We start from the raw sequence: 12,301 nt of genomic DNA, 5'->3' as shown, positions 1-12,301 counted from the left end.
CAAGAGCGCCTTCCCGGTCATCCGGCCTGCTCCCGTTCGTTTTCCGAACCGCGGTCCGGTTAGGCTCATGACATGCATGCCTGGCCCGCTTCCGAGGTCCCCGCCCTGCCCGGTCAGGGCCGCGACCTGAGGATCCACGACACCACGACCGGGGGCCTGGTCACCTCAGACCCCGGTCCCGTCGCCCGCATCTACGTCTGCGGCATCACTCCCTACGACGCCACCCACATCGGGCACGCGGCGACCTACAACGCGTTCGACCTGGTGCAGCGCGTGTGGCTCGACACCAAGCGGCAGGTTCACTACGTCCAGAACGTCACCGACGTCGACGACCCGCTGCTGGAGCGGGCCGCACGGGACGGCGTCGACTGGACCGCGCTCGCCGAGCGCGAGACCACGCTGTTCCGCGAGGACATGACGGCCCTGCGGATGCTGCCCCCGCGGCAGTACATAGGCGCCGTGGAGGCGATACCCGGCATCGTCCCGCTCGTCGAACGGCTGCGCGAGCTCGGCGCGGCCTACGAGATCGAGGGCGACATCTACTTCTCCGTCGAGTCCGACCCGCACTTCGGCCAGGTCTCGAACCTCGACGCCGCCGCCATGCGGCTGCTGTCCGCCGAACGCGGCGGCGACCCGGACCGTCCGGGCAAGAAGAACCCCGTCGACCCGATGCTCTGGATGGCCGCCCGCGAGGGCGAGCCGAGCTGGGACGGCGGCTCGCTAGGCCGGGGCCGCCCCGGCTGGCACATCGAGTGCGTGGCCATCGCCCTCGACCACCTCGGCATGGGCTTCGACGTCCAGGGCGGCGGATCCGACCTGGTCTTCCCGCACCACGAGATGGGCGCCTCGCACGCCCAGGTACTCACCGGTGAGTTCCCCATGGCCAAGGCGTACGTCCACGCCGGCATGGTCGCCCTGCACGGCGAGAAGATGTCCAAGTCCAAGGGCAACCTGGTCTTCGTGTCCCGGTTGCGGCGTGACGGGGTGGACCCGGCGGCGATCCGGCTGGCGCTGCTCGCCCATCACTACCGCGCCGACTGGGAGTGGACCGACCAGGTCCTCCAGGACGCCGTGACCCGTCTCGGCCACTGGCGTGCCGCGGTCTCCCGCCCCGACGGCCCACCCGCCGAGGCACTGGTCGAGGAGATCCGAGAGGCCCTGGCCAACGACCTGGACGCCCCGGCCGCGCTGGCCGCCGTGGACCGCTGGACCGTGCTCCAGGAGGAGAGCGGCGGCACGGACACCGGCGCGCCCGGCGTCGTCTCCCGCGCGGTGGACGCGCTGCTCGGCGTGGCGCTGTAACCGGACACGACGACGAAGGGGCGCCCCGTGGTGAACGGGGCGCCCCTTCCTTCAGTCCTCCGACGAATCGTCGCCGCCGGAGCCCGGGTCCGGATCGGATTCCGCGTCCGGCTTCGGCGGCTTCGGCGGGCGGGTGCGCCCGCCCGGGCCCTCCCGCCGGTACGACGTACCGTCCGATCCGTCGGCCGTGGCGTGTCCGCCGGGCGGACCCGACGCCCCGTCGCGGCGCCGCAGATAGCGCTCGAACTCGCGGGCGATCGCCTCGCCCGACGCCTCCGGCAGCTCGGCGGTGTCCCGGGCCTCCTCCAGCGTCTGGACGTATTCGGCCACCTCGCTGTCCTCCGCGGCCAGTTGGTCCACGCCCACCTGCCAGGCACGCGCGTCCTCGGGCAGCTCGCCCAGCGGGATCCGCACGTCGATCAGGTCCTCCAGGCGGTTGAGGAGGGCCAGCGTGGCCTTCGGGTTGGGCGGCTGCGAGACGTAGTGCGGGACCGCCGCCCACAGCGACACCGCGGGCACACCCGCATGCGTGCACGCCTCCTGGAGGATGCCGACGATGCCCGTGGGGCCCTCGTACTTGGTCTCCTCCAGGTCCATGCGGCGGGCCAGGTCCGGGTCGGAGGTGGTCCCGCTGACCGGGACCGGCCGGGTGTGCGGGGTGTCACCGAGCAGCGCGCCCAGCACGACCACCAGCTCCACGCCGAGCTCGTGCGCGAAGCCGAGGATCTCGTTGCAGAACGAGCGCCACCGCATGGACGGTTCGATGCCGCGGACCAGCACCAGGTCGCGCGGCTTCTCGCCGCCGACCCGGACCACCGACAAGCGCGTGGTCGGCCAGGTGACCTTGCGGACCCCGCCGTCCATGAACACCGTGGGGCGGTTCACCTGGAAGTCGTAGTAGTCCTCGGCGTCCAGAGCCGCGAACACCTCGCCCTTCCACTCCCGGTCCAGGTGCGCGACCGCGGTGGAGGCGGCGTCGCCGGCATCGTTCCAGCCCTCGAACGCGGCCACCATGACCGGGTCGACCAGCTCGGGAACCCCCTCGAGCTCGATCACCCAGCGCCTCCTTCCGACGTGCCCTCGTGTACGCCCCAACCTTACGGCGTGCCCGCAGGAGCGCCCGCAGTCCCCTTCACAAGGGGAGTGCCCCATCACTGACCCGCCGCACCTCCCGGAACACCACTCACAGCGTGGACCGCAGCCACTGCTCCACGCTCGCGATGTGCACCGTCGACCAGGACCGCGCCGCCTCCGCGTCCCGGTCCCGCAGGGCGGCGAGGATGGCCCGGTGCTCGCGCAGGGTGCGGCCGACCGCGTCCTTCTGGGTGAGCCCGCGCCAGATCCGGGCCCGCGTGGTGGGGCCGGAGAGGCCGTCGAGCAGGGAGCACAGCACGGAGTTGCCGGAGCCGCGCACGATGCCCCGGTGGAACTCCAGGTCGGCGGCGACCAGGTCCTCCACCGACGGCTCGTCGCCGAGCCTGTCCAACTGCTCCGCCAACGCGTTCAGTTGCTCCTCGTCGATCCGGGTGGCCGCGAGGGCCGTCGCGGCCGGCTCCAGGATGCGGCGTACGGCGAGGAACTCCAGGACCGTGTCGTCGCGGTGGAAGTCGACGACGAAGCTCAGCGCCTCCAGCAGGAGTTGCGGATCGAGACTGGTGACATAGGTGCCGTCGCCCTGCCGTACGTCCAGGATGCGGATCAGCGACAGGGCGCGCACCGCCTCGCGCAGCGAGTTGCGGGACAGCCCCAGCTCGGCCGCGAGCTCGCTCTCCTTGGGCAGCCGGGCGCCGGGACGCAGCGCACCCGAGACGATCATTGTCTTGATCTTCTCGATCGCCTCGTCGGTCACTGCCATACCGCGCCTCCCTGCGGACCGGACCTCCGATGTATCCAGCCCATAATGTACGGGTCAGGGGCGACTCCGTCGGCGCGGAGTCGCCCCTGACCCGTATGCCGGCTCCCGTGCGGGGGAGCCGGGGAGCACCGGTCACTTCTCGTCGAGCAGCTCCTGGACGTTCGCGCGGACCTCGTCCGTGGCCAGGCCCCGGATCGTCAGAGTGGTGCGGCGGCGCAGCACGTCGTCCACGGTCTCGGCCCACTCGTGGTCGCGGGCCCAGACGACCTGCGCCCAGATCTCCGGGGCGTCCGGGTGGACGCGCCGGGCGAGCGCCGGGTCGTCGTTGGCCAGGCGGGCGATGTCGAAGGCCAGCGAACCGTAGTGGGTGGCCAGGTGCCGGGCGGTGTCCGCCGCCATGCGCGGGCCGGGCGCGGGGCTGTCGACCAGCAGCCGGTGGGCCACCGCGCGGGGGTTGGCCACGCCCGGCAGCGGCAGCTTCTTCGGCAGCGAGGCGATCGGCTCGAAGTCGTCGCCCAGCGGATGGCCGGGCAGCTCCTGGAGCTTGCGCATCACCGTGCGGCCGATGTGGCGGAAGGTGGTCCACTTGCCGCCGGCGACGGACAGCATCCCGCCCCGGCCCTCGGTGACGACCGTCTCCCGCTTGGCCTTGGCCGTGTTCCCGGGGCCGCCGGGCAGCACCCGAAGCCCCGCGAAGGCGTAGGTGATCAGGTCCCGGTCGAGCTGCTGGTCGCGGATGGAGAACGCGGCCTCGTCGAGTATCTGCGCGGTGTCCTTCTCGGTGACCGCGACGTCCGCCGGATCGCCCTCGAACTCCTCGTCGGTGGTGCCGAGCAGCAGCATGTCCTCCCAGGGGAGGGCGAAGGTGATCCGGTACTTGTCGATCGGCGTGGCCAGCGCGGCCTTCCACGGGGAGGTCCGCTTCAGGACCAGGTGCGCGCCCTTCGACAGCCGGATGGACGGCGCGGCGTCCGGGTCCTCCATGCGGCGCAGGTGGTCGACCCACGGACCGGTCGCGTTCAGCACCAGGCGGGCGTTGACGCCGAACTCGTCGCCCGAGAGACGGTCGCGCAGTTCGGCTCCGGTGACCCGGCCCCGGGTGAAACGCAGTCCCGTCACCTCGGCGTGGTTGAGGACGACCGCGCCGGACTCGGCCGCCGCGCGGACCGTCATCAGCGCCATGCGCGCGTCGTTCATCTGGTCGTCGCCGTACACGGCCACGGCCTTGAGGTTGTCGGTCCGCAGCTCCGGCACGTCCTGCGCGGCCCTGGCCGGCGAGAGCAGGTGCCCGACGCCGTCGCCGAAGGCGGACAGCGCCGAGTACGCGAAGACACCGGCGCCGAGCTTCGCCGCGCCGTGCGGCCCGCCCTTGTACACGGGGAGGTAGAACGTGAGCGGGTTCGCCAGGTGGGGGGCCACCTGACGGGAGACCGCACGGCGCTCGAAGTGGTTCTCCGCCACCAGCTTCACCGCACCGGTCTGCAGGTAGCGCAGGCCGCCGTGGAGCAGCTTGGAGGAGGCGGAGGAGGTGGCGCCGGCGAAGTCGCCGGCGTCCACCAGGGCCACCCTGAGGCCGGACTGCGCGGCGTGCCAGGCGGTGGAGATGCCCAGGATGCCGCCGCCGATCACGAGGAGGTCGTACGACGCCTTGGAGAGCTGCTCCCGGGTCTCGGCGCGGCTCGGGTTCGAGCCGGACGCCGGGTGCGTCCCCAGGGCAGGCACGGACTGCAGGGTGGGCTGGCTGGTCATGGCGTTTCTTACTCCTCGTCCTCGAGCCAGCCCATGGTCCGCTCGACGGCCTTGAGCCAGCTCTTGTACTCACGGTCGCGGGTTTCCGCGTCCATGCGGGGGGTCCACTCGGCGGCCCGCCGCCAGTTGGCGCGCAGGTCGTCGGTGCTGTTCCAGAAGCCGACGGCGAGGCCGGCGGCGTAGGCGGCGCCGAGACAGGTGGTCTCGGCGACCATCGGACGCACCACGGGGGCGTCCAGGAAGTCCGAGAGCGTCTGCATCAGCAGGTTGTTGGAGGTCATGCCGCCGTCGACCTTGAGGGCGGCCAGCTCCACGCCGGAGTCCTTCGTCATGGCGTCCGCGATCTCCCGTGTCTGCCAGGCGGTGGCCTCCAGCACGGCGCGCGCGAGGTGCGCCTTGGTGACGTACCGGGTGAGGCCGGCGATCACACCGCGGGCGTCGGAGCGCCAGTACGGGGCGAACAGGCCGGAGAAGGCCGGCACGAAGTAGGCGCCGCCGTTGTCCTCGACGGAGAGCGCGAGGGTCTCGATCTCGGCGGCGGTGGAGATCAGGCCCATCTGGTCGCGCATCCACTGCACCAGCGAGCCGGTGACGGCGATCGAGCCCTCCAGGGCGTAGACCGGCTTCTGGTCGCCGATCTGGTAGCCGACCGTGGTCAGCAGGCCGCTGTAGGAGTTGATGATCTTGTCGCCGGTGTTCATCACCATGAAGGTGCCGGTGCCGTACGTCGACTTGGTCTCGCCCTCGGCGAAGCAGGTCTGGCCGAACAGGGCGGCCTGCTGGTCGCCCAGTGCGGAGGCGACCGGGACGCCGCCGAGCAGCTCGCCCAGCCTGCCGCCCTTGATCTCGCCGTAGACCTCGGCCGAGGAGCGGATCTCGGGCAGCATTGGGGTGGGGACGCCGATGGACTCGGCGATCCTCTCGTCCCACTGCATGGTGTGCAGGTTCATCAGCATGGTGCGGGACGCGTTGGTGACGTCGGTGACGTGGTGCCCGCCGTCCGTGCCGCCGGTCAGGTTCCAGATGACCCAGGTGTCCATGGTACCGAAGAGGATGTCGCCCGCCTCCGCGCGCTCCCTGAGGCCGTCGACGTTGTCGAGCAGCCAGCGGGCCTTGGGGCCGGCGAAGTAGGAGGCCAGGGGGAGGCCGGTCTCGCGGCGGAAGCGGTCCTGGCCGACGTTGCGGCCGAGCTCGCGGCAGAGGGCGTCGGTGCGGGTGTCCTGCCAGACGATGGCGTTGTGGACCGGCTCACCGGTGTTCCTGTCCCACAGCACGGTGGTCTCGCGCTGGTTGGTGATGCCGATGGCCTTGATGTCGTCGCGGGTGATGCCGGCCTTCTCGACGGCTCCGGCGACGACCTCCTGGACGTTGGTCCAGATCTCGGTGGCGTCGTGTTCGACCCAGCCCGGCTTGGGGAAGATCTGCTCGTGCTCCTTCTGGTCGACGGAGACGATGCGCCCGTCGCGGTCGAAGACGATGCAGCGGGAGGAGGTGGTCCCCTGGTCGATGGCGGCGATGAACGGGCCGGCGGTGTGGGCGTCGGTCACGGTGTGCTCCTGAAAGTTCCTTGGGTACGGGGCAGTACGTACAGCGCTGTCACAAGATGCGGGGCCTACGCGAAGGCGATGTTGTAGAGGCCGGCCGCGAGGGCGCCGCCGATCAGCGGACCGACCACCGGGACCCAGGCGTAGGACCAGTCGGAGCCGCCCTTGTTGGGCAGCGGCAGCAGGGCGTGCACGATGCGCGGACCGAGGTCGCGGGCCGGGTTGATGGCGTACCCGGTCGGGCCGCCCAGCGACAGGCCTATGGAGACGACGACGAGCGCCGTGATCAGACCGCCCAGCACGCCCAGGCCGTTGCCCGCGTCGTTCAGGCCCTGGGTGAGGATGGCGAGCAGCAGCACGAAGGTGCCGACGATCTCCGTGGCGAGGTTCTGCACCGTGTGCCGGATCTCCGGACCGGTGGAGAAGATGCCGAGCACCGGGCCCGCACCCTTCTCCTGCGCCTCGACCGCCTTGACGGCGGTGGCCTGCGCGCCCGGACCGCCGACGATCTCCTTGTCGGTGAGGTGGGCCAGGAACTGGCCGTAGTAGGCCACCCAGACCAGAGCCGCGCCGATCATCGCGCCGAGGAATTCTCCGGCGAGGTAGACCGGGACGTCGCCCCACTCGCCGTCCTTGAGGGCGAGCGCCACGGTGACGGCCGGGTTGAGGTGGGCGCCGGAGAGCGGTCCGGCGATGTACACCGCCGTCATGACGGCGAAGCCCCACCCGAGGGCGATGGCGAGCCAGCCGGCGTTGCGGGCCTTGGAGGCCTTCAGCGTCACGGCGGCACAGACGCCGCCGCCGAGCAGGATGAGTATGGCGGTACCGATGGTCTCGCCGATGAAGATGTCGGAGCTGGACACCCGCGACTCCTTTGTCCTTCGTCCAGGGAAGCCGAACCCCGGGTCCCACCGGGGATTGGCGCCCTCAGGGATGAGAGCGATGCCGGCCCTTGGCGTTGTCACACTCTAACTCGTATTACCGGTAGGTGTTCGACAATGCCGACCGATGGACGGGAGTCTTTCCCGACACCCCGCAGGCGTCAAGAGTTTGGTTGTCGAAAACGCGATCGTTATGAAGCGTCCCGAGTTGTCGATCTTCGCGGCGGTTGCGTCGGCTCGCGCCCGGTATGCCCCGGGGCGCGCCGAGGACCGGGACGCCGTACCGCGTCCCGGTCCTCTCCGTGTTCCGCTCAGAACCGCCCGGCGCCCAGGTCCCGCGAAACCGCGCGGGCGCAGTCCCGTACCGCCGCGATCAGCTCGGGCCGCAGCTCGCCGTCCCGGCGCAGCCGCTCCACCGCGCCCGTGATGCCCACCGCGCCCACCGGCATGCGCCGCCGGTCGTGGATGGGGGCGGCGACGGCGGCGACGCCCTCCCAGGTCTCCTCCACGTCCGCCGCGTAGCCGCGCGCGCGGGTGAGGTCGAGGACGTGCTCGAAACCGTCCGGGTCGCACACCGTGCGGTCGGTGAAGGCCTTGCGCTCGGACTCCAGGGCCTCGCTGTGGGCCACCGGGTCGTAGGCCGACAGCACCTTGCCCAGGGCCGTGGAGTGCAGCGGCTGCATGGCCCCTATCTCCAGCACCTGCCGGCTGTCGTCCGGCCGGAAGACGTGGTGCACGATCAGCACGCCCTGCTGGTGCAGCACGCCGAGGTGGACGCTCTCGCCGCTGGAGCGGGCCAGGTCGTCCGCCCACACCAGGGCACGCGCCCGCAGTTCGTGCACGTCGAGGTAGGTGGTGCCCAGGCGCAGCAGCTCGGCGCCCAGCTGGTAGCGCCCGGAGGCGTCGTCCTGTTCGACGAATCCCTCCTGCTGGAGCGTGCGCAGGATGCCGTGGGCGGTGCCCTTGGCGAGGCCCAGTGACGAGGCGATGTCCGACAGGCCGAGCCGCCGCTCGCCCCCCGCGAGCAGCCGCAGCATCGCCGCCGCCCGTTCGAGCGACTGGATGTTCCGTGCCATCGCCGTACTGCCTCCGTCCCCTTCGGCCGTCCACCCGCGACGCGCCGCTGCCGCTGTTCGGCAATGCCGAACACTACCGGTCGATGCCGACCTCTCGCTAATGGTCGGTCGCGATCGGTTCTGCCACTCGTGCCCCGTACGTCGGCTCCCGGCCATCATCGTCCGTCCCGTGGACGCCCTGAACACCAAAGGGCGGTCCCGGATACCCTGGCGAGGTGCGCTCAACCGGGGACGCTCCGTGAGGGGAATCCCCGGCAGCCGTAAAGCCGACAGCCGTCGCACCCAGAGGGAGCCCCTTTCATGGCCTCGTTGCCGCAGACCCCTTCCGCCGACAGCCGGACCCGCGTGTCCGCCCTCCGTGAGGCGTTCGCCACCCGGGTGGTGGTCGCCGACGGAGCCATGGGCACCATGCTCCAGGCCCAGGACCCCACGCTCGAGGACTTCCAGAACCTCGAGGGCTGCAACGAGATCCTGAACCTGACGCGCCCGGACATCGTCCGTTCGGTCCACTCCGAGTACTTCGACGCCGGAGTCGACTGCGTGGAGACGAACACCTTCGGCGCCAACCTCACCGCCCTCGGCGAGTACGACATCCCGGAGCGCATCGCCGAGCTGTCCGAGGCGGGCGCCCGCATCGCCCGCGAAGCCGCCGACGAGTACGCCGCGCGGGACGGCCGCACCCGCTGGGTGCTCGGCTCCATGGGCCCCGGCACCAAGCTGCCCACCCTCGGCCACACCACCTTCTCCGCCATCCGGGACGCCTACCGGCGGAACGCCGAGGGCCTGCTCGCGGGCGGCGCGGACGCGCTGCTGGTGGAGACGACCCAGGACCTGCTGCAGACCAAGGCCTCCGTGATCGCCGCCCGCCGCGCGATGGAGACCGCCGGGTTCGAGGTCCCGCTGATCGTGTCGGTCACGGTCGAGACCACCGGCACCATGCTGCTCGGTTCCGAGATCGGAGCCGCGCTCACCGCGCTGGAACCGCTGGGCATCGACATGATCGGCCTGAACTGCGCCACCGGCCCGGCCGAGATGAGCGAGCACCTGCGCCACCTGGCCCGCCACTCCCGCGTCCGGCTGTCCTGCATGCCCAACGCCGGCCTGCCGGAACTCACCAAGGACGGCGCCCGCTACCCGCTCTCCCCCGGAGAGCTGGCGGACGCCCAGGAGAACTTCGTCCGCGACTACGGACTGTCCCTGGTGGGCGGCTGCTGCGGCACCACGCCCGAGCACCTGCGGCAGCTCGTGGAGCGTGTGCGCGACCTCGCCCCGGCCGAGCGCGACCCGCGCCCGGAGCCCGGCGCGGCCTCCCTCTACCAGAGCGTCCCCTTCCGCCAGGACACCTCCTACCTGGCGATCGGCGAGCGGACGAACGCCAACGGATCGAAGAAGTTCCGCGAGGCGATGCTCGAGGGCCGCTGGGACGACTGCGTGGAGATGGCCCGCGAGCAGATCCGCGAGGGCGCGCACATGCTGGACCTGTGCGTGGACTACGTGGGCCGCGACGGCGTCGCCGACATGGAGGAACTGGCCGGACGCTTCGCCACCGCCTCCACCCTGCCCATCGTCCTGGACTCCACCGAGGTCGACGTCATCCGGGCCGGACTGGAGAGGCTCGGCGGCCGCGCGGTGATCAACTCGGTGAACTACGAGGACGGCGACGGGCCCGAGTCGCGGTTCGCCAGGGTCACGCGGCTGGCGCAGGAGCACGGCGCCGCGCTGATCGCGCTGACCATCGACGAGGAGGGCCAGGCCCGCACCGCCGAGAAGAAGGCCGAGATCGCCGAACGGCTGATCGACGACCTGACCGGCAACTGGGGCATCCATGAGGAGGACATCCTCGTCGACTGTCTGACCTTCACCATCTGCACCGGCCAGGAGGAGTCCCGCAAGGACGGCCTGGCCACCATCGAGGGCATCCGTCTGCTGAAGGAGCGCCACCCGCGGGTGCAGACCACCCTCGGCCTGTCGAACATCTCCTTCGGCCTCAACCCGGCCGCCCGCATCCTGCTGAACTCGGTCTTCCTCGACGAGTGCGTCAAGGCCGGACTGGACTCGGCGATCGTCCACGCGTCGAAGATCCTGCCCATCGCCCGTTTCAGCGAGGAAGAGGTCCGAACGGCCCTGGACCTGATCTACGACCGCCGCGCCGAGGGCTACGACCCGCTCCAGAGGCTCATGCAGCTCTTCGAGGGCGCCACCGCCAAGTCCCTCAAGGCGGGCAAGGCCGAGGAACTGGCCGCGCTGCCCCTGGAGGAGCGCCTCAAGCGCCGCATCATCGACGGCGAGCGAGGCGGCCTGGAGGCGGACCTGGACGAGGCCCTCAAGACCCGCAGGGCCCTCGACATCGTCAACGACACCCTTCTGGACGGCATGAAGGTGGTCGGTGAGCTGTTCGGTTCCGGCCGGATGCAGCTGCCGTTCGTGCTCCAGTCCGCCGAGGTGATGAAGAGCGCCGTCGCGCACCTCGAGCCGCACATGGAGAAAGTCGCAGACGGCGAGGAGGCCGTCGGCAAGGGCACCATCGTGCTGGCCACCGTGCGCGGCGACGTGCACGACATCGGCAAGAACCTGGTCGACATCATCCTGTCGAACAACGGCTACAACGTCGTCAACCTGGGCATCAAGCAGCCGGTCTCCGCGATCCTGGACGCCGCCGAGGAGCACAGGGCCGACGTCATCGGCATGTCCGGGCTGCTGGTGAAGTCCACGGTGATCATGAAGGAGAACCTGGAGGAGCTCAACCAGCGCGGCCTGGCCGCCGACTACCCCGTCATCCTCGGCGGCGCCGCCCTCACCCGCGCCTACGTCGAGCAGGACCTGCACGAGATCTACCAGGGCGAGGTCCGCTACGCACGCGACGCCTTCGAGGGCCTGCGCCTGATGGACGCCCTCATCGGCATCAAGCGCGGAGTGCCCGGCGCACAGCTGCCGGAACTGAAGCAGCGCCGGGTCCGCGCGGCCACCGTGGAGATCGAGGAACGGCCCGAGGAGGGGCACGTCCGCTCCGACGTCGCCGCCGACAACCCCATCCCCGCCCCGCCCTTCTGGGGCACGCGCGTGATCAAGGGCATCCAGCTCAAGGAGTACGCGAGCTGGCTCGACGAGGGCGCCCTCTTCAAGGGCCAGTGGGGCCTGAAGCAGGCCCGCACCGGCGACGGGCCGACCTACGAGGAGCTGGCCGAGACCGAGGGCCGACCCAGGCTGCGCGGACTGCTCGACCGCCTCCAGACGGAGAACCTGCTGGAGGCGGCCGTGGTCTACGGCTACTTCCCGTGCGTCTCCAAGGACGACGACCTGATCATCCTGGACGAGCGGGGCAACGAGCGCACCCGCTTCACCTTCCCGCGCCAGCGCCGCGGCCGCCGGCTGTGCCTGGCGGACTTCTTCCGCCCGGAGGAGTCCGGCGAGACCGACGTGGTCGGCCTCCAGGTGGTCACCGTCGGATCGAGGATCGGCGAAGAGACCGCCCGGATGTTCGAGGCCGACGCCTACCGCGACTACCTGGAACTGCACGGGCTGTCCGTGCAGCTGGCGGAGGCCCTCGCCGAGTACTGGCACGCCCGCGTGCGCTCCGAGCTCGGCTTCGCGGGCGAGGACCCGGCCGCGATGGAGGACATGTTCGCCCTGAAGTACCGGGGGGCCCGCTTCTCCCTCGGCTACGGCGCCTGCCCCGACCTGGAGGACCGCGCCAAGATCGCCGCCCTGCTCGAACCCGAGCGCATCGGCGTACAGCTCTCCGAGGAGTTCCAGCTGCACCCCGAACAGTCCACGGACGCCATCGTCATCCACCACCCGGAGGCCAAGTACTTCAACGCCCGCTGAGGCTCCACCGGTCGCACCGGGCGTTCGCGTCCCGCACGACGTACACTGGTCGGTCCATCGCAGGCCGGT

The 12,301-nt window shown here is 71.0% G+C and carries 8 protein-coding genes; 2 read left to right on the top strand and 6 right to left on the bottom strand.

What is annotated here, in order from left to right; all coding sequences use genetic code 11:
• Positions 1-72: 72 nt before the first annotated feature.
• Complete coding sequence (mshC, locus tag KYY02_RS09990; protein WP_371237359.1) at positions 73-1,302, top strand: cysteine--1-D-myo-inosityl 2-amino-2-deoxy-alpha-D-glucopyranoside ligase; 1,230 nt, start codon at positions 73-75, stop codon at positions 1,300-1,302.
• A gap of 51 nt (positions 1,303-1,353) precedes the next feature.
• On the opposite strand, the gene KYY02_RS09985 is transcribed toward mshC, so the two are convergent.
• The 6 genes from KYY02_RS09985 to KYY02_RS09960 form a co-directional block, all read right to left on the bottom strand.
• Entirely contained in the window at positions 1,354-2,358 is a 1,005-nt protein-coding gene (locus tag KYY02_RS09985; RefSeq protein ID WP_371237358.1) for a PAC2 family protein, read from the bottom strand.
• Between the two features lie 127 nt (positions 2,359-2,485).
• Positions 2,486-3,157, bottom strand: a complete 672-nt coding sequence (locus tag KYY02_RS09980; protein WP_371237357.1) for a FadR/GntR family transcriptional regulator — start codon at positions 3,155-3,157, stop codon at positions 2,486-2,488.
• A gap of 132 nt (positions 3,158-3,289) precedes the next feature.
• A complete protein-coding gene (locus KYY02_RS09975; protein WP_371237356.1) occupies positions 3,290-4,906 on the bottom strand; it encodes a glycerol-3-phosphate dehydrogenase/oxidase in 1,617 nt (538 codons plus the stop codon).
• Positions 4,907-4,914: 8 nt separating this feature from the next.
• Positions 4,915-6,453 (bottom strand): glycerol kinase GlpK, encoded by a 1,539-nt coding sequence (glpK, locus tag KYY02_RS09970; RefSeq protein ID WP_371237354.1) that lies wholly within the window; start codon positions 6,451-6,453, stop codon positions 4,915-4,917.
• Between the two features lie 65 nt (positions 6,454-6,518).
• Entirely contained in the window at positions 6,519-7,313 is a 795-nt protein-coding gene (locus KYY02_RS09965; RefSeq protein ID WP_371237352.1) for an MIP/aquaporin family protein, read from the bottom strand.
• A gap of 329 nt (positions 7,314-7,642) precedes the next feature.
• The gene (locus KYY02_RS09960) at positions 7,643-8,407 is read right to left on the bottom strand and encodes an IclR family transcriptional regulator (RefSeq protein ID WP_371237350.1); all 765 of its coding nucleotides are present in this window, start codon (positions 8,405-8,407) and stop codon (positions 7,643-7,645) included.
• Positions 8,408-8,707: 300 nt separating this feature from the next.
• On the opposite strand from KYY02_RS09960, the gene metH reads away from it, so the two are divergent.
• Positions 8,708-12,232, top strand: coding sequence for a methionine synthase (gene metH, locus KYY02_RS09955; RefSeq protein WP_371237349.1), 3,525 nt, complete (start codon positions 8,708-8,710; stop codon positions 12,230-12,232).
• Positions 12,233-12,301 lie beyond the last annotated feature (69 nt).

The organism is Streptomyces pimonensis, from assembly GCF_041380215.1.
In the GTDB taxonomy this organism is placed as follows: domain Bacteria; phylum Actinomycetota; class Actinomycetes; order Streptomycetales; family Streptomycetaceae; genus Streptomyces; species Streptomyces pimonensis.
Note: the sequence above shows the minus strand (reverse complement) of the source record. Positions and strands in the feature narration are given on the sequence as shown.